Source organism: Achromobacter sp. 2789STDY5608621, from assembly GCF_001299375.1.
Lineage (GTDB): Bacteria > Pseudomonadota > Gammaproteobacteria > Burkholderiales > Burkholderiaceae_B > Achromobacter > Achromobacter insuavis.
The window spans coordinates 218147-243702 of the sequence record NZ_CYTU01000006.1 but is presented as its reverse complement, the minus strand read 5'-3'; the positions used below and the strand labels follow the sequence as shown (position 1 = coordinate 243702).

Below are 25556 nucleotides of genomic sequence, written 5' to 3'. Positions count from 1 at the left end.
ACAGCCGCGGCGGATGCCGGGATTCTATACGGGTCCGCGCGAGGCGGGGGCGGGGGGCTCAGCCGAGCAGGCGGCCGTTGCGGATGCGGGTCTTGCCGCTCAGGCTCAGGCGCGTGCCCAGCTGCGTCAGCCGGTCCTGCAGCGGGCCGACGTGGGCGTGGCAGATGGCGCACGCCAGCGCGTCGGCCGAGTCGGGGGCGGGCGTGCCGTCCAGCGCCAGCAGGTGCTGCACCATCATCTGCACCTGCTCCTTGGCCGCGCGGCCGGTGCCCACCACCGCTTTCTTGATCTGCAGCGCGGTGTACTCGTGCACCGCCAGCGAACTGTCGGCCAGCGCGCACAGCGCCGCGCCGCGGGCCTGGCCCAGCAGCAGGGTGGAAGCGGGATTGGTGTTCAGGAAGATGATTTCCAGCGCGGCGACGTCGGGCTGCGTGTCGCGCGCCACCTGGCGCAGATTGTCCAGGATGACCTTGAGGCGCTCGGACAGCGTCAGCGCCGGCGGCACCACGATGGTGCCGCTGGCGACATAGCGCAGCCGCGAGCCGTCGGCATCGATCACACCGAAGCCGGTGCGGCGCAGGCCGGGATCGATGCCGAGGACGCGCATCAGTGGCGGAAGTGACGGGTGCCGGTCAGCACCATGGCGATGCCATGCTCGTCGGCCGCGGCGATGACTTCGTCGTCACGCATGCTGCCGCCGGGCTGGATCACGCAGGTCGCGCCCGCGGCCACCACCACGTCCAGGCCGTCGCGGAACGGGAAGAAGGCATCCGACGCCACCGCCGAGCCCTTCAGCGTCAGGCCGGCGTTCTCGGCCTTGATCGAGGCGATGCGGGCCGAGTCGATGCGGCTCATCTGGCCGGCGCCGACGCCCAGCGTCATGCCGCCGCCGACGAACACGATGGCGTTGGACTTGACGTACTTGGCGACCTTCCAGGCGAACGCCAGATCGTTCATTTCCTGTTCGGTGGGCTGGCGCTTGGACACGACCTTCAGGGCGTCGCGCGGCACGTTGTAGGCGTCCGGGCTCTGCACCAGCCAGCCGCCACCGACGCGCTTGACGTCGAAGGCGTTCTGGCCCGTGCCCATCGGCACTTCCAGCACGCGCACATTCTTCTTGGCGGCCAGGATGGCCAGCGCGGCGCCGTCATAGGCCGGGGCCAGCAGCACTTCCAGGAACTGGGCGCTGACGGCTTCGGCGGTGGCGGCGTCGACCGGGCGGTTGAAGGCGATGATGCCGCCGAAGGCCGAGGTCGGGTCGGTCTTGAAGGCCTGCTGGTAGGCGCCCAGCGTGTCGGCCGCCACGGCCACGCCGCAGGGGTTGGCGTGCTTGACGATGACGCAGGCGGGCGCCTCGAAGCTGCGCGCGCATTCCCAGGCGGCATCGGCGTCGGCGATGTTGTTGTACGACAGTTCCTTGCCCTGCAGCTGGCGGTAGTTGCCCAGCAGGCCGGCGGAGCGCTGCGCGTCGACGTAGAACGCGGCGGTCTGGTGCGGGTTCTCGCCATAGCGCAGGGCCTGTTCTTGCTTGACCTGCAGGGTCAGGGTGCCCGGCCATTCCTGGCGGGCCGGCACGGCGTCCTGCGCCGGTTCGGCCTCGGTCAGGCTGGTCAGGTAGGCGGCGATGGCGCCGTCGTAGGCCGCGGTGTGGGCGTAGACCTTGGCGGCCAGCGCCAGGCGCAGGCCGTACGAGGTGCCGCCGCCCTGATCCATTTCGGACAGCACGCGCGAGTAGTCGACCGGGTCGATCACCACCGTCACGCCACCGGCTTCGGTGCCGTGGTTCTTGGCGGCGGCGCGCAGCATGGCCGGGCCGCCGATGTCGATGTTCTCGACCGCGTCGGCGAAGGTGCAGTCCGGCTTGGCCACGGTTTCGCGGAACGGATACAGGTTGACCACCAGCATGTCGATGCGATCGATACCGGCCGCCTTGATGGTGTCCATGTGCTCGGCGCTGTCGCGGCGGGCCAGCAGGCCGCCGTGGATCTTCGGGTGCAGCGTCTTGACGCGGCCGTCCAGGATCTCGGGCGAGCCGGTGTGGGCGGCCACTTCGGTGACGGTCAGGCCGGATTCGGCCAGCAGCTTGGCGGTGCCGCCGGTCGACAGCAGGCGCACGCCGCGCGCGGCCAGCGCGCGGGCAAATTCAACGATGCCGGTCTTGTCGGACACCGAAAGCAGGGCGGTTTCGATTTTCATGGTGAGGGACGGGAGTGGGGCGCGGGCGCCTGTCTCGCTTCAGGTCGGGATGGGAAATCTGTCATGCGGGGCGCGCCAGCCGGCCCGCCCGCGCGGCGATGCGCTATACCTGGATGTTGTGGGCCAGCAGTTTCTTGCGCAGGGTGTTGCGCGTGATGCCCAGCATTTCGGATGCCCGCGACTGGTTGCCGCCAGACCGTTCCAACGCCACTTCGAGGACCGGGCGCTCCACGCAGCGCATCACCATGTCCCACATGTCGTGGGGCTCGGATTCGCCCAAGTCTTCGAAATAGCGCTCCAGGCTGGCGCGCACGCATTCTTCCAGGACATCTTTCTTGCTCATCGGAGTACAGATATTTTTATGTTGGTGTTGAGGCGGTTATGCCGCCAGCAGGGCTTTCGCGACAGGCGCCGGGTTGGGGTTGCCGTCACGGGAAAGATTGAGGAACCATTCCGACCCCGCCCGCCACTGGTCGCGGGTGTTGTCGATGAGGTTCATGCGGTCGCGGAACGAGTCCGCATCCGGCAGGCCGTCCAGATACCACCCTATGTGCTTGCGCGCCGTGCGTACGCCGGTGTGTTCGCCATAGAAGCGGTAGTGGTCGTCGAGATGTTCGAGCAGCAGTTCGCGCATTTCCCCATAGCTGGGAGGGGCCAGTGTTTCGCCCGTGCGCAGGTAGTGGTCGACTTCGCGGAAGATCCAGGGACGGCCCTGTGCCGCCCGGCCGATCATGACCGCGTCGGCGCCAGTGTAATCCAGGACGCGCCTGGCCTTTTCAGGCGAGTCGATATCGCCATTGGCGATCAGCGGGATTTTCAGCTCGGCGCGGACGGCGCGGATAGTGTCATATTCCGCCTCGCCCGTATAGAGGTCGGCGCGGGTGCGTCCATGCAGTGTCAGGGCGGCGATGCCGGCGTCCTGGGCCAGCTTGGCCACGCGCAGGGCGTTGCGGCTGTCGCGGTCCCAGCCGGTGCGGGTCTTGAGGGTGACCGGCACCCCCAGCGGCGCGCAGGCCTCGACCACGGCGTCCAGGATGCGGACGATCAGGTCCTCGTGGCGCAGCAGGGCGGACCCCGACGCCACATTGCAGACCTTCTTCACGGGGCAGCCCATGTTGATGTCGATGATGCGCGCGCCCTTGTTGGCGTTGAACACGGCGGCCTCGGCCATCATGGCCGGGTCGGCGCCGGCGATCTGCACCGAAATGGGGGCGATCTCGCCGTCGTGGTTCAGGCGGCGCGAGGTCTTGACGCTGTCCCACAGCTTGGGGTTGCTGGCGGCCATCTCCGAGACGGCGTAACCGGCCCCCAATTTCTTGCAAAGCTGTCGGAAAGGACGATCCGTCACGCCCGCCATGGGCGCGACCAGGACATTGTTGGGAAGGGTCCACGGGCCTATGCGCATGGTCACATTTTAACCGGCTCGATCGAACCCTCTTTTTTCGGCCGCAACAGCTTGGTAACAGGCGGACGAAAAAAGGGGAGGATCAGGCCCGGAAACCCTGCAGCAGGTGGCGGGCCAGCGGGGCCCGCAGGGGCGCCGCCAGGTCCAGGCCCAGCAGGGCCAGGCCGCAGGCATGCTCGACCGGCGCCAGGCCGGTGGCGAAGATGCGCGGCATCAGGTCGGTGAGGCCGGCGGTGACGATCCGGTCGACCTGGCGCGCGCGGCCGAAGTCGGCCAGCGCCGCGGCCGGGTTGGTATCCGGGGCGGGCAGCCACGCGCCCAGGGTCTGGGCCAGCCGGCCGGCATCGCGCAGCCCCAGGTTCAGGCCCTGGCCAGCCACCGGATGCAGCGTCTGCGCCGCGTTGCCGATCGCCGCCACGCGGCCCTGCACCAGGGCGCGCCGGGCGCTCAGCGCCAGCGGGAAGACGTGGCGCGGCGCCTGGCACGACAGGCGTCCCAGGCGGTCGCCGAAGGCCGCCGACAGCGCCCGCGAGAAGGCGCCGTTGTCCAGCGCCGCCAATTCGGCCGCGCGATCCGGCGCGCTGCACCAGACCACCGAATAGGCGTCCGGCGTCTGCGGGTGCGGCAGCAGCGCCAGCGGCCCCTCGGGGGTGAAGCGTTCCCAGGCCCAGCCGCGGCGCGGCAGGGTGGCGTGGGCGGTGGTCAGCAGGGCGTGCTGGCCGTAGTCGCGGCGCACGTCGCTGGCGCCGGCGCCGTCCGACTGCACGGCGACCCGGCAGGTCACGGCGGCGTCGCCCAGGCGGATGCGCACGCCGTCGGCGTCCTGGCCGTCGATCGTGGCCGGCGGCCCCGACAGCAGGGTCACGCCGCTGGCGGCCACGCATTCCTCGAGCTTGGCGTGCAGCGCCGAATAGGCGACCACGCAGCCCAGCTGCGGCACGTCGAAATCGGTGTTGCGGATCACGCTGCGGCCCAGCCGGCCGCGCTGCGAAACGTGGATGTTGAGGATGTCCGCCGCCTTGGCGGGCCAGGCGTGCAGCGATTCGAGCAGCACCCGGCTGCCGTGGTTCATGGCCAGCACGCGCGGATCGGCCGCGGGGATGGCGGCGGCGGGCGTCACGGGCGCCGGGCTGGCGCCTTGCAGCAGGGCGATGCGGGCCGGATCCGGCGCCACGCGCGCTAGCATCAACGCCAGGACACGCCCCACGGGGCCGGCGCCGAGAATCGCAATGTCGAAGGCGGAGATAGTCATGCCGCGATTTTACCTGTCCACTACAATCCGGGTCTGCCGGCGCGGCTTGGCGCCCGGGACCCTTTACCGGTTGATTGATATGACGCAGCTCGAGGCTTCTTCTTCGCTGTCCGCCGCAATCCCGCGCCGCCCCCGCGGCAAGGTCGCCGTCGGCCTGCTGGCCTGTCTGTTCGGCTGGCTCGGCGCGCACTGGTGGTACCTGGGCCGGCGCCATGCCTGGCTGGTGACGGCGCTGGCGCTGCTCAGCCTGTTCTGCGCGTTCCGCTACTACCCGGTCTGGTACGACAACCCGGCCTTCTTCCTGCTGTTCATCCCGATGATCGACGGCTTCATCGAGAGCGCGGTGTTCTCACTGATGCCGGACGAGAAGTTCGACCGCCTCTACAACCCCGGGCTGCCGCCGTCCCCGAAGACAGGATGGGGGCCGGTGCTGGTGGCCATCATGGCCTGCCTGGTGGGCGCCACCGTGTCGATGTTCGCGATCGCGATGGTGGTGGTCTACGTGTGGGTGGCGATGGGCTGGCTGGACGGCCTGACGCTGTAGGCCGGGGCCGCCATCACGGGCGCGGCCGGCGCCATGCCGGCCCGCGCGCGCCGCCCGCTCATTCGCGCATCAGCGCCTCGATCTCGCCGGCCTGCACCGGCACGCCGCGGGTGATCAGCTCGCAGCCCTCGTCCGTCACCAGCGCGTCGTCCTCGGTGCGGATGCCGATGTTCCAGTAGGCCTCGGGCACGTCGTCGGCCGGACGCACATAGATGCCCGGCTCGATCGTCAGCATCATGCCGCTCTCCAGCTTGCGCCACGGACGTTCCGCGCCGGGCGTGCCGCCCGGCTGGCGATAGTCGCCCACGTCGTGCACGTCCAGGCCCAGCCAGTGGCCGGTGCGGTGCATGTAGAAGCGGCTGTAGTCGCCCGACTCGATTACGCCATCCAGCGACCCCTTCAGCAGTTTCAGGTCCAGCATGCCCTGCGCCAGCACCCGCACCGCGGCCTCGTGGCCGTCGTTCCAGCCGCGTCCGGGCGCGGTCGCCTGGGCCGCGGCCTCCTGCGCCGCCACCGTCAGGTCGTACAGCGCGCGCTGCGGACCGCTGTAGCGGCCGTTGACCGGAAAGGTGCGGGTGATGTCGCTGGCGTAGCTGTCGACTTCGCAGCCCGCGTCGATCAGCACCAGGTCGCCGTCGCGCAGCACCGCCTCGCCGGCCGGGTAGTGCAGCACGCAGGCATTGGCGCCGGCCGCGACGATGCTGTTGTAGGCCACCGCCTGCGCGCCATGGCGACGGAATTCATACAGCAGTTCCGCTTCCAGTTCGTATTCGCGCATGCCGGCGCGCGCCGCCCGCATGGCGCGCGCATGGGCGCCGGCGGAGATCTTGGCCGCGCGCCGCATCGCGGCGATCTCGCTGGCGTCCTTGATCAAGCGCATCTCGGCCAGGATCGGCCGGATGTCCTGTTGCCGCATGGGCGGCTGATGGCCGCCGCGGCTGGCCTCGCGCGCCGCCGCCAGCCAGCGGTGCAGGCGGCCGTCGGTGCGCTTGTCGCCGGCCAGCGGCGCGTACAGGGTCGGCTGGTCCAGCAGCAGCTGGGGCGCCAGTTCATCGAGCGCGTCCAGCGCATGCGCGTCGTCGAAGCCGAAATGCTCGGCCGCGGCTTCCGGGCCGAAGCGGCGGCCCTCCCAGATTTCGTGCTCGATATGGCGCGGGCGGCAGAACAGCAGCGCTCGGTCGGTGGCGCCTGCGATCAGCACCAGCCAGGCGCCGGGCTCGGTGAAGCCGGTCAGGTAGAAGAAGTCGCTGTCGTGCCGGTAGGGATATTCGGCGTCGCGGTTGCGGATGGCCTCGGGCGCGGTGGCCAGGATGGCGATGCCGCCCCCGTCGGCGCGCATCCGCTCCATCAGGCGCTGGCGCCGGGCGGCGAAGGGGGCGATATCGACGGGAGGCAGGCTCATGAGGGGCAGGGGGCGCGCGGCCCGGCGGGAAGCTGAGATGCCGTTTACTTTACTCGCCGTGCCGCGGATGCGACAGTCCGCGCCCATTTCCCCGCCGCGGGCGCGGATTCATTGGACTGTCATGGACGCGCTGCTACAATCGCCGCACTGTCATTGGGGAGTAGCCATCCTTTGTCCCCAAAGGAGTTAGCGTCAACAGACTTGGTGGTTCGGTACCGCGTAGCGGTCGCCAGAACTCCATGGCGCTAACGGTCTCCATGTCGCGGCCCGCCCGCGCATGGATCAGCCAGGCGAGACCTTTGGCCGCGTTGCGTTCACCCTAGCCGGGCGAGCCGCAGCGTCGCGCCAATTGGTTTCTGCTCGTCCGGCTCGTCTATATGTTGCTCACCCTGTTCCTGTTTTTCCTGTCCGCGGCAGTGATCTATCTCGCCTGCGAATTCTTCGTCAATGGCGTCGAATGGGTCGGACATCGCTTCCAGCTTGGCGCCACCGCGACCGGCACCGTGCTGGCCGCGTTCGGCACCGCCTTGCCGGAGAGCGCCGTGACCTTCATGGCCGTGGTGTTCGGCGAAACCCCCGAGCAGAAGGACATCGGCGTCGGCGCCGCCATGGGCGGCCCGCTGGTGCTGGCGACGCTGGCCTATGCCGTGGTCGGCCTGGCCCTGTGGCGCGCACGCCGCGGCCAACCCGCGCAGGCCAACTGTATCAACGCGGACCAGCGCCGGCTGGCCCGCGACCAGGCCTGGTTCATGGGCATCTTCGTCTTCAAGGTCGGGCTGGGCCTGCTGGCCTTCGCCTGGAAGCCCTGGCTGGGCATCCTGTTCCTGGCCACCTATGGCCTGTACATCAAGCGCGAGCTGAGCAACGATGAGGAATGCATCGACTGCGAAGACCTCGAGCCGCTCAAGCTGCGGCCGCGCGACGACAATCCGTCGATGTTCTGGGCCGCGACCCAGACGCTGCTGGCCCTGGTCGTGATCGCCGGCGCCTCGCACGTCTTCGTCAACCAGATCGAGGTGCTGGGCATCGCCATGGGCGCTTCGCCGCACGTGGCCGCGCTGCTGCTGGCGCCCGTCGCCACCGAACTGCCCGAGATCATGAACGCCCTGATCTGGGTGCGCCAGGGCAAGGAACGCCTGGCGCTGGCCAACATCTCCGGCGCCATGATGATCCAGGCCACCATCCCCAGCGCGCTCGGCATCTTCCTGACGCCCTGGCTGCTCGACGGTCCGCTGCTGGCCGCCGGCCTGTTCACCATGCTGTCGATCGGCCTGCTGTGGCTGCGCTTCCGCCGCGCCGGCATGAGCGTGCCGGCGCTGTCCGCGGTGGGCGGTTTCTATGCCTTGTTCGCGGCCTACCTGGGCTGGCATTTCTACGCCTGACGGACGCGGCTTGGGTTGGAAGGCGCGGGGTGGAACGGCCCCGCGCCTTTTTTGCACAAAAGCGGCCTTTTCTGCCCATAAACCTTGTCCATCAGTGGAAACCCGCGTAAAATTCCGCCCGTTATCCATCCCAGGAGCAGTCTTCGTGAATACCGATTCCGGCGAAAGTAGTCGATCTTGCATCGACGTCGCTGTTTGACAGGACCACGCAGAACTCCGTCTGCCGCAGCCTGTTGAACAGGTTGCGGTTGTATCCCAAGCCCCGGGCTTCTTTCCGGGCAGCAGTGCAGGCCCACGGCTTGCCGGGATTCTCCCCAACGTAAACCGCCAGAACCGCCGCTAGTCGCAGCGCCCGCGTTCGTGCACGCCTTTTTCGTGCCCGCCCGCCATGCGCCGTGTGCCTGCGTGCGCGCGTATGCGCGAAAGCCGCTCCCCATTACGCAATGGAGGCCGCTATGCGTTTCTTCGACTTGTTCCTGCGCCGCGCCGGCGTGGACCGCGCCACCGCCATGGGCCGCCGCCGCGGCACCTCGCGCCTGACGGTCATCTGCCCGCGCGACGAACTGGGCGCCCTGCGCAAGCAGATCTGCCTGGACTTCAGCGCGGCCGGACTCGACGTGTCGCAAGTGCAGATCGACCAGGGCCGCGACCCCAACATGGCGTCGGCCTGCATCACCGTGAACTGCCCGCCCGAGCTGCGCGGCGAACTGATGTCGCAAGCCCGCCGGCTGAGCGCCAACCCCGCTGTGCGCCACGTGCATTTCGGCGCGCAACCGCTGGCGGCCTGACGCCGCCGCCCGCCACCCCAGGAGAGACCATGCCCAGTGCCTTAGACCCCGAGCCTCGATTGCGCCTTGTGCGCGGCGCCGGCCTGCCTGTCTGACCCGTCCTCTCCCTTGCGAGCCGACTGGCCGGATAGTCACCCGGTCCGTACGGAATCCGCAGCCCTGAACCCCCGGCCAGGCCCGCTCGACGCGCGCCGGTTCCGCCGGCCCCGGTTCTTCCGCTAGTTTCCCGTTCCGCCTTCCGCACCCGGCGCGCCTCGACGCGATCCGGACACCGGCAACATCGCCCCGGTGCCTGCGCACGCCTGTACGTGGCGGAAACGGCCTGCCCTGAGCAGGCCGCGGCCCCGTGCTGCCCGCGCAAAGGCATGGCGGCGGCCAGCCCGTGTCTTCCAGAACAACACCAATAACGGGAACACTCCGATGTTCAAATTCCTGAAGACCTTCTTTTCCTCCGCGGCCGGGCTGCGGCGATCGGGGCGCCACTTCCGGCGTTCCCCCATGCTGGAGCAGGGCGGCGGGCAGCTTGCCGCTTCCGCCGACTCCTCCGATGCCGCGCGCCGCGCCAACCGCCGCATGCTCGATGTGGCGCGCATGGATTTCGACGCGCTGTTCTCGATGTTCCGCAGCGGCCGTGGCGGCCTGTCCGAAGCCCAGGCCGATGAGGCCCGCGCCCGCTACGGCGCCAACGAAGTCGATCACGAAAAGCCGCTGACCTGGTACGCCCACCTGTGGCAGTCGTTCCGCAATCCCTTCAACCTGCTGCTGACCGGCCTGGCCTCGCTGTCGTGGGTGACGGACGTGTACATGGCCGAGCCCGACGACCAGTCCTGGAAGGGCGTCATCATCATCGGCTCGATGGTGGTGATTTCGACGCTGCTGCGCTTCGTGCAGGAGCGGCGTTCCAATCGCGCCGCCGAGGCCCTGAAGGCCATGGTGCAGAACACCGCCACGGTGCTGCGCAGCGACGCCGCCGGCATGGCTGAGGGCGACGCGCGGCGCTTCTTCGGCGCCACGCTGCACGCCTCGGGCTCGCGCCAGATCGAGGTGCCGCTGGCCGAACTGGTGCCGGGCGACGTGGTGCTGCTGTCCGCGGGCGACATGATCCCCGCCGACTGCCGCATCCTGGGCGCCAAGGACCTGTTCGTGGCCCAGGCGGCCCTGACCGGCGAATCGCTGCCGGTCGAGAAATACGCCATGCAGCGCGTCGAGACCGCCAACGCGCTGGAACTCGAGAACATGGCCTTCATGGGCACCAACGTGGTCAGCGGCTCCGGCACCGCCCTGGTGGTGGCGACCGGCTCCGGCACCTACTTCGGCCAGCTGGCCGGGCGCGTGACCCAGACCTCGCGCATGCCGACGCAGTTCCAGCAGGGCATCAACCGGGTCAGCTGGGTGCTGATCCGCTTCATGCTGGTGATGGCGCCCATCGTGCTGCTGATCAACGGCTTCACCAAGGGCGACTGGCTCGAGGCGCTGCTGTTCGCGCTGGCGATCGCCGTCGGCCTGACGCCGGAAATGCTGCCGATGATCGTCACGGCCACGCTGGCCAAGGGCGCGGTGCGGATGTCGCGCCGCAAGGTGGTGGTCAAGCGGCTGGACGCGATCCAGAACCTGGGCGCCATGAACGTGCTGTGCACCGACAAGACCGGCACGCTGACCCAGGACCGCATCGTGCTCGAGCGTCATACCGACGTGTACGGCGCCACCAGCGACGACGTGCTGGCCTATGCCTACCTCAACAGTTACTACCAGACAGGCCTGAAGAATCTGCTCGACGTGGCCGTGCTGCGCCATGCCGAAGTGGAGCGCAAGCTGGACCTGGCCGCGCGCTACCGCAAGATCGACGAGATCCCGTTCGACTTCTCGCGCCGCCGCATGTCGGTGGTGGTCAGCGAAACCGAGAACGGCCGCGAGCATCATGAACTGATCTGCAAGGGCGCGCTGGAGGAAATGCTCTCCGTGTGCACCCGCCTGCGGGTCGGCAAGGACGTGCATCCGCTGACGGACGCGCGCCGCGCCGACATCCGCCGCGTGACCGCCGACCTGAATCGTGACGGGCTGCGCGTGATCGCCGTGGGCGTGCGCGAACTGCCGCCCACCCAGCAGGCCTATGGCGTGGCCGACGAGGCCGAGCTGGTGCTGGTCGGTTACATCGCCTTCCTCGATCCTCCCAAGGAGTCCACCGGCCCGGCGCTGGCCGCGCTGCGCGGTTCCGGCATCGAGGTCAAGGTGCTGACGGGCGACGTCGAACTGGTGACGCAGAAGGTCTGCCGCGAAGTCGGCTTCGAGGTGCGCAAGGTCTACCTGGGCGCCGACATCGAGGCCATGGACGACGGCCGACTGGCCGTGGCGGTGCGCGAAGCCAATGTGTTCGCGCGCCTGACGCCGGCGCACAAGGAGCGCATCGTCCGCATGCTGCGGGCCCAGGGCAACACCGTGGGCTTCATGGGGGACGGCATCAACGACGCGCCGGCCCTGCGCGCCGCCGACGTCGGCATTTCGGTGGACTCGGCGGTGGATATCTCGAAGGAAGCCGCCGACATCATCCTGCTGGAAAAGAGCCTGATGGTGCTGGAGGACGGCGTGATCGAAGGCCGCAAGACCTTCTGCAACATGCTCAAGTACCTGAAGATGACCGCCAGCTCCAATTTCGGTAACGTCTTCTCGGTGCTGGTGGCCAGCGCGTTCCTGCCGTTCCTGCCGATGCTGCCGATCCACCTGCTGCTGCAGAACTTGATGTACGACATCTCGCAGACCGCCATTCCCTTCGACAATGTCGACGAGGAACTGCTGAAAAAACCGCAGCAATGGGACCCCGCAGGACTAGGTCGATTCATGGTGTTCTTCGGCCCGATCAGCTCCATCTTCGACATCACCACCTACGCGCTCATGTGGTACGTATTCCAGGCCAATGCGCCCGAACACCAGACGTTGTTCCAATCCGGCTGGTTCGTCGAAGGGCTGTTGTCGCAGACGCTCATCGTGCATATGATCCGCACACGCAAGATCCCGTTCCTGCAAAGCCGCGCCGCGTGGCCGTTGATGCTGATGACGGTCATGGTGGTCGGACTGGGGTTGTTCCTGCCGTTCTCGCCGCTGGCCGAGTACTTCCAGCTGCAGGCGCTGCCGTGGAGCTATTTCCCCTGGCTGGTCGGCATCCTGCTGAGCTACTGCGTGCTGACCCAATTGCTCAAGGGCATCTGGGTGCGTCGCTATGGCTGGCAATAGTCACTATTGATACACCTGGCGGCGGGCAGGCGCCCGCCGCGGATTCAATACCTCCGGTGGTGGCGGCGCCACCCCGGATTCTGGAGAGAAGCATGAAAATCTCGACTGTTGCCACGACGCTCATGGCGGGCGCCGCCTGGCTTCCGCTGGCGGCCAATGCGGCCGGTGATGGCCCGGGCATCCAACTCTACGGCGTGGTCGATGCGGGCATCGCCACCACCCATACCTCCGGGCAGGGCACCCACAATGGCGTCCTCAACGGCGGCCTGACCGACTCCCTGTGGGGCCTGCGCGGTTCCGAGGACCTGGGCGACGGCTGGAGCACCCGCTTCCAGCTCGAAAGCGGCTTCGATCCGTCCACCGGCAAGCGCGCCGACGACGACCGCATGTTCAACTACGGCGCCTGGGTCGGACTGGCCCATGACAGCTACGGCGACCTGCGCCTGGGGCGCCAGTACACCGTCGGCAAGACCTACGGCAACGCGCTGGAGCTGGCCTCCTGGAAGGAAATGGGCATGGGCGCCACCTTCAAGGCCTCGGACAACTACCAGTTCAGCAACCTGGTCAACTACTACACGCCCACCTGGCAGGGTTTCCAGGCGGGCATCGGCTATTCGTTCGACGCCGACGACAGCAACCGCTTCAAGACCGCGGCCAACAACCGCGCCCTCAGCCTGGGCCTGAAATACGAGGAAGGCCCCTTGCTGGCGGTCGCCACCTGGGACCAGCTGCGCCTGGCCGAGCCGATCCAGGGCAGCAGCGGCCGGCCGCAGGCGGTGCAACTGGGCGCTTCCTATGACTTCGAGGTGTTCAAGGTGTCGGCGGGATGGTCGCGCCAGCGCAACGGCTACGTTGGCCTGGACGGCGGCGATCCGGACAACCTGGGCCGGAACCTGGGGCCGGCGGCCTTCGCGCGCGGCGGCACCGTCGACGCCTGGCTGCTGGGCGCCAGCGTGCCGGTCGGCCACGGCGCCGTGGTGGTGCAGTGGTCGCTGGCGCGTCCCGACTGGAAATGGGAGGACGGTTCGAGCGCGCGCAATGCGCAATTGGTGACATTGGGGTATACGTATGACCTGTCGCCGCGCACCACGCTCTATGCGTTCGCCGGCTACACGTCCAATTACACCCTGGACAACCAGTTCGACCCTGGCCATTCCCACACGTCGCGCTTCGGTACGGGTATTTCGCACCGGTTCTGAGCCGTACAGGGGGCGGCCGGGTCTACTACAATCGACCCGGCTGCGTGTTCCGGCCCGTCCAGGCCCGGGCCCGCCACGCCCCCGTCGGCATTTTCCGGATGACCCGCATGGACAGTCTCGAATGGCTCATACCCTGGGAGTTCTCTCCCACGCTGGTGGCCTCCTTCCTGGTGGCCATCGTGCTGTTCGTGCGCGGCCAGCGCGTGCATCACGTGACGGGCGCGCGCCGCGCGCTGTTCTGGCTGGGCATGGTGCTGCTGTACCTGTCCATGCACACGCGCCTGGACTACTACGCCGAGCGCATGTTCTTCATCCACCGCATCCAGCACCTGGTGCTGCATCACCTTGGCCCGCTGCTGGTGATGGCGGCCTTTCCCGGGCAGGTCATGCGCGCCGGGTTGCCGATGTCGTGGCGCATCCGGTTGCGTGATTTCCTGCGCACCGGCGCCGGCCGCGCCACCGTGGCGGTGCTGACCAACAAGATCTTCGTGCCGACCCTGTTCGTGTTCCTGGTGCTGGTCTGGCTGATTCCGTCGGTGCAGTTCTATTCCATGCTCGACTGGCGGCTGTACCGCGTGATGAACTGGTCGGTGGTGATCAGCGGCTTCATGTACTGGAACCTGATCCTGGACCGCCGGCCCGCGCCGCCGGCCGCGATGACGCCGGGCGGCCGGGTGATCTCGCCGATCCTGACCATGCTGCCGCAGATGGTGGCGGGGGCGGTCATCGCTTTCACCGAAAGCGACATCTATCCCCTGTTCGAACTGTGCGGCCGCGCCATCGCCATGTCCGCGCAGACCGACCAGACCATCGGCGGCCTGACCATGTGGATCCCGGCCGCGCTGGTCGAGGTGATCGGCCTGATGGTGGCCCTGGGCACGTTGATGCGGCTGTCCGCCAAGGGGCGCCTGCGCAAGGCCGACCGCGATGCCATGGCGCGGGCCCGCGGCCGCCGCGCGGCCTCCGCCTAGACGCCCGCCCAAAAGTCCGCGAGCGCCACAGGGGCGCTCGCTTCCGATGCTGCGGGAGGGGGGGCGCCAGCCGCCTTATTGCGGCAGCAGGCCGTGGTACTTCCGGCCCAGCGCCACCGTCGCCTCGAACATCCCGGCCTTGTTGCCGCAGTCGTAGCGCGTGCCTTCGTAGCGGTGGGCGTACACCGCGCGCTCGCGCATCAGCGAGGCGATGCCGTCGGTCAGCTGGATTTCGTTGCCCGCGCCGCGCTTGGTCGAGCGCAGGTGGTCGAAGATCGCCGCTTCGAGCACGTAGCGTCCGACCACCGCCAGCGTCGAGGGCGCGTCCGCCGGATCGGGTTTTTCCACGATATGGGTCACGCGCTCGGTGCGGCCGTCGGCGTGGCTGTCGTCCGCCTGGGCGGCGACGATGCCGTACTTGCGCGTGTCTTCGCGCGGCACGTCCTGCACGCCCAGCACGCTGGCGCTGCGGGCCACGGCCACGTCCACCAGTTGCTTGATGGACGGCGTGTCGGCGTCGATCAGGTCGTCGGCCAGCAGCACGGCGAAGGGTTCATCGCCCACGGCCGGGGCGGCCGACAGCACGGCATGGCCCAGGCCCAGCGGGGCCGACTGGCGGATATAGAGGCAATTGACGTGGGCAGGTAGAATGCCCCGCACCATTGCCAGAAGCTCATGCTTGCCCTTGCTTTCGAGATCGGATTCGAGCTCGGGAGCGGAATCGAAATGGTCTTCGATGGCGCGCTTGTTGCGGCCGGTAACGAAAATCAGGTCGGTGATGCCGGCGGCGACGGCTTCTTCAACGGCGTACTGGATCAGCGGTTTGTCGACGACGGGCAGCATTTCCTTGGGCATCGCCTTGGTGGCGGGCAGGAAGCGCGTACCCATGCCCGCGACAGGAAAAACGGCTTTACGGACGGGGCGCATTGAAACCTCATAAGGGGCAATCGGTGAAACATTTTAAGCGCATCGCTATCATAGGTTCATGAATCGCAGAAAAATGCCATCCATTTGCTCGATTGCGCAGCGGGGCGTGATCGTCGGACTCTGTGTCGCGCTGGTCGCGCCGGCCCTGCCGGTCACGGCCTGGGCCCAACCCGTGGGGCTGCCGTCGATGGGCGCCGCTTCCTCGGCGGAGCTCTCGCCCATGCTGGAGCGCAGCCTGGGCGAGGCGATCATGTCGCAGGGCCGCCGCGACCCCACCTATGTCGATGATCCCGAACTCAGCCAGTACCTCACCACCATGGGGCGCAAGCTGGCGGCCTTCGCGCCCGGCGCGGTGCCCGAGGTCGAGATGTTCGGCGTGCGCGATCCCGAGATCAACGCCTTTGCCATGCCGGGCGGTTTCATCGGCGTCAATACCGGGCTGATCGTCTCTTCCGGCAGCGAGTCTGAACTGGCGGCGGTGCTGGCGCACGAAATCGGCCACGTGGTCCAGCGCCACATCGCGCGCGGCATGACACAGCAGAGCCAGAACAGCATGGTCATGCTGGCGAGCCTGGCGGGCGCGCTGCTGGCGGCGCTGGCCGGCGGTGGCGGCAACCTGGCGATGGGTGTGGCCGCGTTCGGCCAGGCCGCCGCCATCAACCGCCAACTGGGCTTCTCGCGTGATGCCGAACGCGAGGCCGACCGGGCCGGCTTCACCATGCTGACCAAGGCCGGCTACGACGCCCAGGGCATGGCGCAGATGTTCTCGCGCCTGATGAATGCCTCGCGCCTGAACGAAGGAGCGGGCGGCGGCTCCTGGGCCAGCACCCACCCGCTGTCGATCGAACGCATGTCCGACGTGCAGAACCGCGTGCGCTCGCTGCCGCCGTCGCGCCACGTCGACAGCGACGACTTCTGGTACGTGCGCGCCAAGATGCGCGTGGTGCAGGGCCGTGACGCGGTCAGCCTGCGTTCGGCCACGCAGCAGCTGCAGGACGAGGCCCAGGCCCTGTCCGGCGTGCGCCGCTCCGCCGCCTATTACGGGTTGGCGTTGCAGGCGTTCCAGCGCAACAACCTGGACGAGGCCGAACGGCAATTGGGCCAGGCCGCCGCCGACGGGCGCGATTCGGCGCAGATGGCCAAGCTGGCCGTCGACATCGCCCTGGCGCGCAAGGACAACCGGCGCGCGCTGGACCTGGCGCAGGCCGCCACCAAGCGCTGGCCGGAGCAGCGGGCGCTGGGCATCGCCTACGCCGCTGCCTTGCAGAGCAACGGCCGCCACGCCGAGGCGCAGGACTACCTGCGGGGCAGGATCAAGCAATGGGGCAGCGACGAGCCCAGCCTCTACCAGATGCTGGCGCACAGCGAAGAACGCACCGGCAAGCCGGTGCAGGCGCGCCGCGACCTGGCGCGCTATTACGTCCTGACCGGCGCCTTCGCGGCGGCGGAATCGCAGTTGCAGCAGGCGCGCGGCATGTCGAGCGATTTCTACGAGCAATCGCAGATCGACGTGCAGATCAAGGAAGTCAAGGACAAGCTGGCCGAGGAACGCCAGCTGCTGGAACGCTTCAAGTCGGGCTGACGCCGCGGGCGGGCCGCGTGCGCCGCCCGGCGCCTACAGCCCGGTCTCGAAGAAGCGGCCCAGCCGTTGCGGCAGCCAGCCCAGGTGGGCCGGAAAGGCGCCGGTCGGAAAGCCCGCATGGCCGCCATCGGTGGGCTGGTGCAGCAGGATGGTGGGCGAGCACTCGTCCGGCTTGGGCAGCGCGCTGGCCGGGATGAACGGATCGTTCAGCGCGTTCAGCACCAGCGTCGGCACCGAGATGCGCGGCAGCCACGGCTTGCTGGACGCCCGCGTCCAGTAGTCGAGCGCATTGCGGAATCCATGCATCGGCGCGGTGTAGGCGTCGTCGAAGTCGCGCAGATCGCGCGCGTGGGCGATGCGCATCACGTCGATGGCGCCGGGGTAGCGGTGGGCCTTCTCCAGCACCTTGTGCTTGAGGGTCTTGAGGAAGTGGCCCGTGTACACCTTGCGGTTGAAGAACCCGGTGGACAGCGTCTTGCCGCAGGCCACCAGGTCCAGCGGCACCGAGACGCCCGCGCAGGCCGTCAGCCAGCCGGTGTCTTCCTGGTGCTCGCCCAGGTATTTCAGCAGTGCATTGCCACCCAGCGACACGCCCACGGCGTGCCAGCGCGCGTGTGGAATGCGGTTGCGCACCGTGTTGAGCAGGAATCCGACCTCGGCCGAATCGCCCGAGTAATAGGCCCGCGCCAGGCGGTTGGGCACGCCGGAGCAGCCGCGGAAGTGCGCGATGACCACGATCCAGCCGCGCGCCCGGAAATGATGCGCGATGGATTGCGCGTAGCGGCTGGTGCTGCCGCCCTCCAGGCCGTGGAACAGCAGCAGCGCCGGCGTGTCGGCGGTCTGCGGCAGCGACTTCCAGTCGGCGTCGGTCATCCAGCGCGCGGCGGCGGTCTTGCCGTTGGCCACGGGCTGCTGGCCGCTCACGGGCGCGCCGTCGGCCGCCTTGTGCGGGAACAGCCCCGGCCCGGTCCAGTCGAAATCGACGAAATCGGTATCGGGCGTCTCGACCCGGTCGCGCACGAAGGCGATGCGGTGGTACTGCGCGAACAGCGCGGCGTACACCGTCTGGGCATCGCCTCCGGGCAGCCAGGAGGGAACAGGGCAGGGCGTTGTGTCGAAACGTGCAGCAGCCAAAGTCGACCCGGATCAGTGCAGCATGTCGGGCACGTCGTGCAAGTCGAGCACCCCGGCTTCGGTGGGCGCCGACGAGGCGTGGTGCATGACCATGCGCCAGCCCGTGGGACCCTTGTGATAGATGTTGGTGGCGTAGCAGTTGGCGAACTGCGTGCCTTCCCGCGTGCGCACCGCGACCTGCTCGACCAGCACGTGCACCGCGCACATCATGCTCAGCATGACCAGCGGGCGCAATGGCCGGATGTGCAGCGGCCCGTTCGCCAGCACGTGCTGCCAGGACTCGTGCACGGCCGAGTGGCCGACGATGCGCAGGCCTCCCGGGTGGATGCAGACGACTTCCTCGTCGTCCGCCCACACTTGCATCAGGCGGACGGTGTCCCCCTGCTCAAGGGCTTCGTAGAACGCGTGTTCTGCTTCTTCGGGCGTGGCGAACATGATGGCGGGACGGATGGCTGTTGGGCGGCGGGTCTCAGTGGTGACCGTGCAGCACGGTGCCGGGCTTGAGCTTGTACTCGGCGCCGCAGTAGGCGCAGCGCGCCGAGCCGTTGCGGGCGACGTCCAGGAAGACGCGCGGGTGCATGCTCCACAGCGGGGCCTTGGGACCCGGACAGAACACGGGCAGGTCTTCGGCGCCGACTTCGATGACTTCGTGGGGGGCGGCGGCCGGGGCAGCGGCGGTCATGGAATTTCCTGAATAAAAAATACCGGTAAATCGGTAGGTTGGGGCAGTAATGCCGCCCTGCCGGGCAGGGCGGCGTGGATCAGACTTTGCTCAGCCAGTGATGGTACTTCGGGTTGCGGCCATTCACCATGTCAAAAAACGCTTTCTGCAGCTTCTCGGTGATGGGGCCGCGGCGGCCCGAGCCGATCTGGCGGTTGTCGACCTCGCGGATCGGCGTGACTTCGGCGGCGGTGCCGGTGAAGAAGGCCTCGTCGGCGATGTAGACGTCGTCGCGGGTCAGCCGCTTGGTCACCACGCGCAGGCCGAAATCGGCCGCCAGGGCGTGGATGGTCGAGCGGGTGATGCCGGTCAGGGCGGAGGCGATCTCGGGTTCGCACAGCACGCCGTCCTTGACCAGGAATAGGTTCTCGCCGGAGCCTTCGGCCACGAACCCCTCGGTGTCCAGCAGCAGGGCCTCGTCGTAGCCGTCCTGCAGGGCCTCGGTGTTGGCCAGGATCGAGTTGGCGTAGGTGGTGGCGACCTTGGCGCGCGGCATGGTCACGTTGACGTGCTGGCGGGCGAACGACGACACCTTGACCCGGATGCCCTGCGACAAGGCTTCTTCGCCCAAATAGGCGCCCCAGGGCCAGGCGGCGATCGCCACGTGCACCTTGGCGCCCTTGGGCGACACGCCCATCTTTTCGGGGCCGTAGAACACCAGCGGGCGCAGGTAGCCGGATTCGAGCTGGTTCTCGCGCACCACCATCCGCTGGGCTTCGTTGATCGTGTTGCGATCGAACGGCATGGGGATCTGGTAGATGTGCGCCGAATTGAACAGGCGGTTGGTGTGGTCTTCGAGGCGGAAGATGGCGGTGCCGATCTCGGAGCGATAGGCGCGCACGCCCTCGAATACCGACAGGCCATAGTGCAGGGAGTGCGTCAGCACGTGCGTGGTCGCGTCGCGCCAGGGCACGAGCTTGCCGTCATACCAGATGAAGCCATCGCGGTCAGCCATCGACATGGTTTGCTCCCTCACTAAACCTGAGGGCCGTATTGTATCAAGCGACGAGGTTACAATAGCGCTCCATTCGTGCACCGGCGCGGTGCCTGCTGGCGTCCGCGGGCCCGGCTGGCGAGCAGCTTGTCGTGCGGTTCCTTCCCCACAGAGTGTCCATGTCGTTCTGTCTGAATCCCCAGGGGCTCGCCGTTGTCCTCTGAGTCAGCGTTTCCCGAAACCGAAGACCCCCGGGAGGTCCGCCAGGAGCGCGTCGCCGCCTTCCGCGCCGGCGTGCATGCCATCGTGCCGGCCCTGATCGCCACCGCGACCTGGGGGCTGGTGACCGGCGTGGCCATGGTCAAGTCGGGCCTGACCGAATCCATGGCGCTGGCCATGACCCTGCTGCTGTACGCCGGATCGGCCCAGCTCACATCCCTGCCGCTGATCGCCACCGGTGCGCCGCTGTGGCTGATCTTCGCCGCCGGCTGCGTGGTCAACCTGCGCTTCCTGATCTTCGGCGCGGCGTTGCAACCCTATTTCCGCCACCTGTCCTGGCCCAAGCGCCTGGGCCTGGGCTACTTCACCACCGACATGGGCTTCGTGCTGTTCATGCCGCGTTTCGGCGACGCGGCCGAGCGCGGCACCCGCGAGCAGCTCTGGTACTTCATCGGCACCATCGCCCCGGGCTGGTTCGTCTGGCAGGCGTCGTCGATCGTGGGGATCTACCTGGGCACCATGGTGCCGGCCGCCTGGTCGCTGGATTTCGCGGCGGTGCTGGCGCTGCTGGCGATCACGGTGCCGCTGGCCAATTCCAAGCCCATGCTGGTCTCGATGCTGGCCGCCGGCGTGGTCGCCTGGACCGGCCAGGTGCTGCCGCTGCGGCTGGGCCTGGCGGCGGCGGTCATCGCCGGCGTGGTGGCCGGCATGTGGGCCGAACGCTTCTTCAAGGCGCGCGCATGACCCTCTGGCCCTCCGAGATCTACGTCTATTCCGCCATCCTGCTGCTGGCGCTGTGCAGCGTGCTGACGCGCGCCGGCTTCATGCTGTTCGGCGACTACATTCCGCTGCCCGACGGCGTGCGGCGCGCCCTGCGCTACGCGCCGGCCGCCGCGCTCACCGCCATCGTGGTGCCCGACCTGCTGCCCTGGAAGGCGGGGCTGGGCCCCATCTTCGACTACAAGCTGGTGGCCGGCATCGTCGCCATCCTGGTCTTCCTGCGCACCCGCAGCGCGGTGCTGGTCATCGTGGTCGGCATGCTGATGCTGTGGGGCCTGCGCTGGCTGGCGGGTTGAGGCCGGTCAGCCCAGCGCGGCGGCGGCTTCCATTTCGGACTTCAGCCCACTGAGGAAATAGCGCTTCAGGATCAGCCTGGGCAGCAGCCGCAAGGCCGTGTTGCGCAAGCCGAAGGCGAATGCCGATTCCGGGACATAGACGGGCGCCAGCTTGCGGCTGCGCTGCTGCAGGCTGTCGATCACCGGCCGCAACCGCCGCTCGTGGGCCGCCAACGCCTGTTCTAGCGGCAGCCTGCCCAGTTCCTGGGCCAGCACGTAGGCGCCAGCCAATGCCATCCCCGCGCCCTGCCCAGAAATAAGGGACAGGCTATGTGCGGCGTCGCCCGCCAGCAGGATGCGGCCCCGATGCCAACAGGGCAGTTCGACCAGCGCCAGGTCGTCCATGACGATGGGGGTGTCCTGCGCCAGCATGGCCAGCTGCCGGCCGACTTCCGCGTGCGTGTCGCGGGACAGTTCGCGCAGCAGGCCAAGCCGTTGCGGCGCCTCGACCCAGCCGTGCTCATGGCTGCGCCACACATGCAGGGCCGCCTTGCGGCCGCCGCCGAGCCCGTGGTATTCCACCTGGTGGCCGGGGGCCGCGTAGGACACGAAGTCCCGCGCCATGCCAGTGTCGTCCTCGGTGTCGTAGGCGGCGTAGCGATAGCCCAGCGCGGACAGCGGGGGATCGTCGGCGCCGAACACCTGGGCGCGCAATGCCGAGCGCACGCCGTCCGCGCCGATCAGAAGGTCGGCCCGCAACTGGCTGCCGTCCGACAGCGTGATGTCCACGCCATCCGGGTCCTGGGCGCAGTGGGCGACCGTGGTCGCCAGCCGGATCTCGGCGTGGTCGCGCACCGCGCCATGCAGAACCTGCACCAGGTCCGTGCGGCGCAAGGTGATCCAGTCCAGTTCCTTCAGCAGTTCGCGATAGCGGATCCGCATGACTTCGCGGCCCCGGCGGTCGCGGTAGATGTTTTCGCCGATCTCGCGTTCCACGGCGCGCAGCGCCGGTACCAGGTCCATGCGGCGCGCGGTCAGCAGGCCCGGGCCGGACAGGCCCATCATGTAGCCGCCATCGCGCAGGTGCGCGGCGCGTTCCGCGATGACGGCGCGCCAGCCGTGCCGCGTCAGCCACCAGGCGCAGGCCAGCCCGGCAACGCCGGCGCCGGCGATGACCACGGTGCGTTCAGACATGTTCATTCTCCGGGGGAAAGGGCGGCGCCAGGCGCCGCATCAGGATAGGAAGGGCGAGCAACCCGGCAGCGCCGAAGGCCGCCGCGGCGCCGAAGCAGACGTCATAGCCCCAGTGCTGCGCCAGCCAGCCGGCGGCCACGCCGCCGATCGTGGCGATCATGGCGTCGGCGCACTGGAACAGGGTGAAGTCGACGCCGGCCTGCGCTGGCGAGGCCCGGCCCATGAGGAAGGCGTACAAGGCCACGAAGCCCGTGGCCGCCGTTGCCGCTTTCAGCAACGCCAGCGCCACCAGCCAATGCGGGCCGGCGTGCGGCAGCCAGGATGACGCCAGCACGGCGGCCAGGAAGAGGACCAGCGCCACGGTCTGCAGGGCCAAGGCCACGACCACCGCCCGCGCCGCCGCGAGGCGCTGCAGGATCAAGGCGCCGAGCAGGGTGCCGGCCAGGCCCGCCACGACCGCGCCGGCGCCATTGATCCAGCCCACCGACGCCAGCGGCACTCCGCGATCAAGCAGCAGCAGGGGCGTCATGCCATAGGCCAGCCGGGAGCCGGCCTGGAACACGATCGTGATGACCAGGCCCAGGCGCACGTCGGGGCGGCCCAGCGCATGCGCCAGGCTGGGGCGGTGCGCGGACGGTTGGGCCGTGCGCGCCGGCTCGCGCACCAGGGCGAATGGCAGCGTCAACAGCAGGACCAGTCCGCCCATGGCGGCCGCCGCCACGCGCCAGCCGTAGCTGCCTGCCAGGATGACGAACAATCCGGCGCCCAGGAACATGCCCAGATAGCTGGAGCCGACCTGGGTGGCGTTGCCCCAGCCGCGTCGGTTCTCCGCCAGCTGTTCGACGGCGAACGCGTCGCCGGCGATGTCCACCGTGGCCGCGGTCAACGAGATCAGGCCCAGGATGGCCAGCAGCACGGGCATGGCGGGCTGGCCCAGGCCCGCCAGCAGGAACAGCAGCGCGGCCAGCAACCATTGCCCGGGCAGCACGATGCGGCGGGTGCGCCGCTCGGCATGGCCCGCCGGCAGCCGGTAGCGTTCGATCCAGGGCGCCCACAGGAACTTGAGCGCCCAGGGCAGGAACGCCAGGTAGGCCAGGCCGATCTGGTCCAGCGGCGCGCCGCTGTCGCGCAGCAAGGCGGGCACGCCCTGGAAGGCGATGCCGCTCACCAGGCTTTGGGCCATGCAGATGCCGCCGATGGCGGCGATCACCTGCGCCGTGGGCAGGCGCGCGGGCACATCTGGGCGCATGAAGCCGATCCTAGTATTCGAAGGCGACGTTCAGGCCGACCGTCCGGCCCGGATCGACCTGGGCGAAGTTGCCCATCGGTCCGCCAGCGAAGGCGAAGGTGCGGTAGCGCTTGTCGGTGAGGTTGTTGGCATACAGCGTGGCCTCGACCTGCGGCCGGATGCGCCAGGCCAGGCTGAGGTCTACCAGCGTGTAGGCGTCCTGGCGCAGGGTGTTGGCGATGTCGAAGAACTGCGCGCCGATGCGCCGCACGGCCAAGGTCGGCGACAGCCGCCCGATGCCGGTGTCGAAGTGGCCGCTGGCGCTGGCGGTCAGGCCATAGCCCGGCGAGAACGGCACCCGGTTGCCGTCGCAGCCCTGGCAGGCGGAGGCGTCGCCGAAGCTGCGGAACGTGGTGTGGTTGACGAAGCCGTCCAGGCCCAGCGTCCACTGCGCCGAGACGTCCCAGCCCAGGTCGAACTCGACGCCCGTGGCGCGGGTGTTGCCGACGTTCTGCAGGTGTTGCTGCCCCAGTCCGCCGACATAGAGCTGCGCGTCGCGGATGTCGGTGCGGTAGACGGCGGCGCCCAGGCGCAGCGTGTCGCCGTCATAGCGCGTGCCGACCTCGTAGCTCATGCCTTTTTCCTTGCCGTAGGGGCGGGCGTCGCTGGGATTGGACGGCGCCAGGTTGTAGCCGCCCGGCTTGTAGCCCTGCGCGGCGTTGGCATACACACGCCACTCGGGCGACAGCCGGTAGCCGGCCGACAGTTTGCCCAGCACGCTGTTGCCCGCGCTGGAGCCCGAACCGCCGAACGGCGCCTGGCCGAAGGTGGCGAAATCCAGCGCCTGGCCGTCATAGCGCGTGGCGGCCTTGTCGCGGGAATAGCGCAGGCCGGCCGACAGGTCGAGCGCGTCGGTGGCATGCCAGGTGGCGTCGGCATAGGCGGCGAGCGATTCACTGGTGTTGCGCGAGTCGACCTGGAGCGTGTCCAGCGGCATCGGCCCCTGCATCTGGTTGAACACCGCCCGCGATTGGGTGACGCGCTGGCGATACAGCCCCAGCACGCCGTCGACGGCGCGCTGGCCGGTGGTGGACAGGCGCAGCTCCTGCACCTGCTGGCGCCAGCGCTCGGGCTGGCTGGTGTAGCTGGGGCCGATGGGGTAGTGGCGGTCGTAGTGCAGGGCCTGCCAGGCCGCCACCGCGTTCAGGCGCCAGCCGTCGAAATCGTAGCGGCCGGTCAGCGCCTGGCTGTTGCCGCAGCGCTTCTGGTAGAAATCCGCCAGCGACGCGGGCATGCCCGGCGCGGTGTACGCGTGGCTGGCGTGGAGATCGTCGAACGGGACGTAGGCGTCCTGGCTGGCGCGGGTGCATTCGCCGCTGATGGCCAGGCCCAGTTCCCAGGGGCTGCCGGCGGGCGCCAGGCGCAGGCGCGCGGCGCCCGCATTGGCCGAGGCGCCGCCGACGCGGCTGGCGCCGGTGGCGGGGTTGTCCAGCCGGCCGGGCGCGTCGTTCGCCACGGCGGTGACCGAGCCGTACAGCAGGTTGTCGACCAGCGGCCCGCCGCCGCTGGCCTTGAACAGGTAGCCGTCGCGGCTGGCGACGCCGGCGCTGGCGCGGAAGTAGGGATCGTCGCCCGGCTGCCGCGACACGATGTTGAGGACGCCGCCCATGGCGCTCTTGCCGTAGAGCGTGCCCTGCGGGCCTTTCAGCAGCTCGACGCGGTCGACGTCGGTCAGCAGCTGCGAGGTGAAGGTCGGCAATTGCGGCACGCCGTCAACGTAGACCGTCAGGGCGGGGTTGTAGAAGTCCTGCGCGGACGTGATGCCGCGCACCGAGATGATGGGATACAGGAGCGAGCCGCTGCTGGACATCTGCACGCCGGGCAGCACGCGCGACAACTGCATGGTGTTGTCGACCTGGGCGGCCTGCAGGGCCTCGGCCGGCACGACGATCGCGGCGCCGTTGAGATCGCGCAGCGACTGTTCCTGCTTGCTGGCGGTGACCGTGATGGGGGCCAGCTCGCTGACGGACTGTGCCGCGGCGGGCGCCGCGAAGGCGCACAGGGCGGCCGCCAGGGCGGTGTGTCGGAAAGGGAACGCTGTCGTCATGTTGTCGGCCCGGGCTTTCGGTAGAATTATTAATGAGAATTATTGTTGTTTGATGAGCGCCGCGCTGACGTTTTCAGTGCTGCCGTTG

General features: G+C 68.8%; 23 protein-coding genes and 1 riboswitch. Of the genes, 9 read left to right on the top strand and 14 right to left on the bottom strand.

What is annotated here, in order from left to right; translation table 11 throughout:
• Positions 1-58: 58 nt before the first annotated feature.
• From ruvC to AOZ53_RS09760, 5 genes are all read right to left on the bottom strand, one after another.
• A complete protein-coding gene (ruvC, locus tag AOZ53_RS09780) occupies positions 59-607 on the bottom strand; it encodes a crossover junction endodeoxyribonuclease RuvC (protein WP_054432892.1) in 549 nt (182 codons plus the stop codon).
• The gene (gene purH, locus AOZ53_RS09775; protein ID WP_054432893.1) at positions 607-2196 is read right to left on the bottom strand and encodes a bifunctional phosphoribosylaminoimidazolecarboxamide formyltransferase/IMP cyclohydrolase; all 1590 of its coding nucleotides are present in this window, start codon (positions 2194-2196) and stop codon (positions 607-609) included. Before purH ends, ruvC begins: the two co-directional genes overlap by 1 nt.
• 103 nt (positions 2197-2299) lie before the next feature.
• Positions 2300-2539, bottom strand: a complete 240-nt coding sequence (locus AOZ53_RS09770) for a helix-turn-helix domain-containing protein (RefSeq protein ID WP_006217670.1) — start codon at positions 2537-2539, stop codon at positions 2300-2302.
• A 36-nt stretch (positions 2540-2575) separates the two neighbouring features.
• Positions 2576-3601, bottom strand: a complete 1026-nt coding sequence (gene dusB, locus AOZ53_RS09765; protein ID WP_054487642.1) for a tRNA dihydrouridine synthase DusB — start codon at positions 3599-3601, stop codon at positions 2576-2578.
• Between the two features lie 82 nt (positions 3602-3683).
• Positions 3684-4853 (bottom strand): UbiH/UbiF/VisC/COQ6 family ubiquinone biosynthesis hydroxylase, encoded by a 1170-nt coding sequence (locus AOZ53_RS09760; RefSeq protein ID WP_054432895.1) that lies wholly within the window; start codon positions 4851-4853, stop codon positions 3684-3686.
• A gap of 79 nt (positions 4854-4932) precedes the next feature.
• On the opposite strand from AOZ53_RS09760, the gene AOZ53_RS09755 reads away from it, so the two are divergent.
• A complete protein-coding gene (locus AOZ53_RS09755) occupies positions 4933-5397 on the top strand; it encodes a TM2 domain-containing protein (protein ID WP_054432896.1) in 465 nt (154 codons plus the stop codon).
• Between the two features lie 58 nt (positions 5398-5455).
• On the opposite strand, the gene AOZ53_RS09750 is transcribed toward AOZ53_RS09755, so the two are convergent.
• Positions 5456-6799 (bottom strand): aminopeptidase P N-terminal domain-containing protein, encoded by a 1344-nt coding sequence (locus AOZ53_RS09750; RefSeq protein WP_054432897.1) that lies wholly within the window; start codon positions 6797-6799, stop codon positions 5456-5458.
• 143 nt (positions 6800-6942) lie between these two features.
• Positions 6943-7097, top strand: a riboswitch (yybP-ykoY riboswitch).
• A gap of 79 nt (positions 7098-7176) precedes the next feature.
• Here AOZ53_RS09750 and AOZ53_RS09745 point away from each other — a divergent pair.
• The 5 genes from AOZ53_RS09745 (at position 7177) to AOZ53_RS09725 (ending at position 14367) form a co-directional block, all read left to right on the top strand.
• Complete coding sequence (locus AOZ53_RS09745; RefSeq protein WP_006393167.1) at positions 7177-8181, top strand: sodium:calcium antiporter; 1005 nt, start codon at positions 7177-7179, stop codon at positions 8179-8181.
• A 455-nt stretch (positions 8182-8636) separates the two neighbouring features.
• On the top strand, positions 8637-8969 hold the full coding sequence (locus AOZ53_RS09740; protein WP_054432900.1) for a hypothetical protein: 333 nt from the start codon (positions 8637-8639) through the stop codon (positions 8967-8969).
• Positions 8970-9389: 420 nt separating this feature from the next.
• Positions 9390-12197, top strand: a complete 2808-nt coding sequence (mgtA, locus tag AOZ53_RS09735) for a magnesium-translocating P-type ATPase (RefSeq protein WP_054487640.1) — start codon at positions 9390-9392, stop codon at positions 12195-12197.
• Positions 12198-12289: 92 nt separating this feature from the next.
• Entirely contained in the window at positions 12290-13396 is a 1107-nt protein-coding gene (locus AOZ53_RS09730; protein WP_054477303.1) for a porin, read from the top strand.
• A 98-nt stretch (positions 13397-13494) separates the two neighbouring features.
• Complete coding sequence (locus AOZ53_RS09725; protein ID WP_156333331.1) at positions 13495-14367, top strand: cytochrome c oxidase assembly protein; 873 nt, start codon at positions 13495-13497, stop codon at positions 14365-14367.
• A gap of 75 nt (positions 14368-14442) precedes the next feature.
• Here the strand turns inward: AOZ53_RS09725 and galU are convergent, their stop codons facing one another.
• Positions 14443-15294: a UTP--glucose-1-phosphate uridylyltransferase GalU gene (galU, locus tag AOZ53_RS09720; protein WP_006393172.1), complete on the bottom strand. Its 852-nt coding sequence runs from the start codon at positions 15292-15294 to the stop codon at positions 14443-14445.
• A gap of 58 nt (positions 15295-15352) precedes the next feature.
• Here galU and AOZ53_RS09715 point away from each other — a divergent pair, with 58 nt between their 5' ends.
• Positions 15353-16876 carry a M48 family metalloprotease gene (locus AOZ53_RS09715; protein ID WP_054432906.1) on the top strand — a complete coding sequence of 508 codons (1524 nt, stop codon included), beginning with the start codon at positions 15353-15355 and terminating at the stop codon, positions 16874-16876.
• Positions 16877-16909: 33 nt separating this feature from the next.
• Here the strand turns inward: AOZ53_RS09715 and AOZ53_RS09710 are convergent, their stop codons facing one another.
• From AOZ53_RS09710 to AOZ53_RS09695, 4 genes are all read right to left on the bottom strand, one after another.
• Complete coding sequence (locus tag AOZ53_RS09710) at positions 16910-18010, bottom strand: YheT family hydrolase (RefSeq protein ID WP_054432908.1); 1101 nt, start codon at positions 18008-18010, stop codon at positions 16910-16912.
• A 12-nt stretch (positions 18011-18022) separates the two neighbouring features.
• On the bottom strand, positions 18023-18445 hold the full coding sequence (locus tag AOZ53_RS09705) for a YybH family protein (RefSeq protein WP_006393176.1): 423 nt from the start codon (positions 18443-18445) through the stop codon (positions 18023-18025).
• A 34-nt stretch (positions 18446-18479) separates the two neighbouring features.
• Entirely contained in the window at positions 18480-18692 is a 213-nt protein-coding gene (locus tag AOZ53_RS09700) for a zinc-finger domain-containing protein (protein ID WP_054432911.1), read from the bottom strand.
• Positions 18693-18771: 79 nt separating this feature from the next.
• Complete coding sequence (locus AOZ53_RS09695) at positions 18772-19692, bottom strand: branched-chain amino acid transaminase (protein WP_054487638.1); 921 nt, start codon at positions 19690-19692, stop codon at positions 18772-18774.
• Between the two features lie 186 nt (positions 19693-19878).
• Here AOZ53_RS09695 and AOZ53_RS09690 point away from each other — a divergent pair, with 186 nt between their 5' ends.
• Positions 19879-20628: an AzlC family ABC transporter permease gene (locus AOZ53_RS09690; protein WP_054432915.1), complete on the top strand. Its 750-nt coding sequence runs from the start codon at positions 19879-19881 to the stop codon at positions 20626-20628.
• Positions 20625-20960, top strand: a complete 336-nt coding sequence (locus tag AOZ53_RS09685) for an AzlD domain-containing protein (RefSeq protein ID WP_054432916.1) — start codon at positions 20625-20627, stop codon at positions 20958-20960. Before AOZ53_RS09690 ends, AOZ53_RS09685 begins: the two co-directional genes overlap by 4 nt.
• A gap of 6 nt (positions 20961-20966) precedes the next feature.
• On the opposite strand, the gene AOZ53_RS09680 is transcribed toward AOZ53_RS09685, so the two are convergent.
• From AOZ53_RS09680 to AOZ53_RS09670, 3 genes are read right to left on the bottom strand one after another with little or no spacing between them, the layout of a single operon-like run.
• Positions 20967-22133 carry an FAD-dependent monooxygenase gene (locus AOZ53_RS09680; protein ID WP_054432918.1) on the bottom strand — a complete coding sequence of 389 codons (1167 nt, stop codon included), beginning with the start codon at positions 22131-22133 and terminating at the stop codon, positions 20967-20969.
• Positions 22126-23382, bottom strand: coding sequence for an MFS transporter (locus tag AOZ53_RS09675; RefSeq protein WP_054487636.1), 1257 nt, complete (start codon positions 23380-23382; stop codon positions 22126-22128). The genes AOZ53_RS09680 and AOZ53_RS09675 overlap by 8 nt, the downstream gene beginning before the upstream one ends.
• Before the next feature lie 10 nt (positions 23383-23392).
• On the bottom strand, positions 23393-25468 hold the full coding sequence (locus AOZ53_RS09670; protein ID WP_054487635.1) for a TonB-dependent receptor: 2076 nt from the start codon (positions 25466-25468) through the stop codon (positions 23393-23395).
• Positions 25469-25556: the final 88 nt, after the last annotated feature.

Coding starts and splice junctions, on each gene's coding strand:
- ruvC (WP_054432892.1), bottom strand. CDS start 607: ATGCGCGTCCTCGGCATCGATCCCGGCCTGCGCCGCACCGGCTTCGGT.
- purH (WP_054432893.1), bottom strand. CDS start 2,196: ATGAAAATCGAAACCGCCCTGCTTTCGGTGTCCGACAAGACCGGCATC.
- AOZ53_RS09770 (WP_006217670.1), bottom strand. CDS start 2,539: ATGAGCAAGAAAGATGTCCTGGAAGAATGCGTGCGCGCCAGCCTGGAG.
- dusB (WP_054487642.1), bottom strand. CDS start 3,601: ATGCGCATAGGCCCGTGGACCCTTCCCAACAATGTCCTGGTCGCGCCC.
- AOZ53_RS09760 (WP_054432895.1), bottom strand. CDS start 4,853: ATGACTATCTCCGCCTTCGACATTGCGATTCTCGGCGCCGGCCCCGTG.
- AOZ53_RS09755 (WP_054432896.1), top strand. CDS start 4,933: ATGACGCAGCTCGAGGCTTCTTCTTCGCTGTCCGCCGCAATCCCGCGC.
- AOZ53_RS09750 (WP_054432897.1), bottom strand. CDS start 6,799: ATGAGCCTGCCTCCCGTCGATATCGCCCCCTTCGCCGCCCGGCGCCAG.
- AOZ53_RS09745 (WP_006393167.1), top strand. CDS start 7,177: ATGTTGCTCACCCTGTTCCTGTTTTTCCTGTCCGCGGCAGTGATCTAT.
- AOZ53_RS09740 (WP_054432900.1), top strand. CDS start 8,637: ATGCGTTTCTTCGACTTGTTCCTGCGCCGCGCCGGCGTGGACCGCGCC.
- mgtA (WP_054487640.1), top strand. CDS start 9,390: ATGTTCAAATTCCTGAAGACCTTCTTTTCCTCCGCGGCCGGGCTGCGG.
- AOZ53_RS09730 (WP_054477303.1), top strand. CDS start 12,290: ATGAAAATCTCGACTGTTGCCACGACGCTCATGGCGGGCGCCGCCTGG.
- AOZ53_RS09725 (WP_156333331.1), top strand. CDS start 13,495: ATGACCCGCATGGACAGTCTCGAATGGCTCATACCCTGGGAGTTCTCT.
- galU (WP_006393172.1), bottom strand. CDS start 15,294: ATGCGCCCCGTCCGTAAAGCCGTTTTTCCTGTCGCGGGCATGGGTACG.
- AOZ53_RS09715 (WP_054432906.1), top strand. CDS start 15,353: ATGAATCGCAGAAAAATGCCATCCATTTGCTCGATTGCGCAGCGGGGC.
- AOZ53_RS09705 (WP_006393176.1), bottom strand. CDS start 18,445: ATGTTCGCCACGCCCGAAGAAGCAGAACACGCGTTCTACGAAGCCCTT.
- AOZ53_RS09700 (WP_054432911.1), bottom strand. CDS start 18,692: ATGACCGCCGCTGCCCCGGCCGCCGCCCCCCACGAAGTCATCGAAGTC.
- AOZ53_RS09695 (WP_054487638.1), bottom strand. CDS start 19,692: ATGTCGATGGCTGACCGCGATGGCTTCATCTGGTATGACGGCAAGCTC.
- AOZ53_RS09685 (WP_054432916.1), top strand. CDS start 20,625: ATGACCCTCTGGCCCTCCGAGATCTACGTCTATTCCGCCATCCTGCTG.
- AOZ53_RS09680 (WP_054432918.1), bottom strand. CDS start 22,133: ATGTCTGAACGCACCGTGGTCATCGCCGGCGCCGGCGTTGCCGGGCTG.
- AOZ53_RS09675 (WP_054487636.1), bottom strand. CDS start 23,382: ATGCGCCCAGATGTGCCCGCGCGCCTGCCCACGGCGCAGGTGATCGCC.
- AOZ53_RS09670 (WP_054487635.1), bottom strand. CDS start 25,468: ATGACGACAGCGTTCCCTTTCCGACACACCGCCCTGGCGGCCGCCCTG.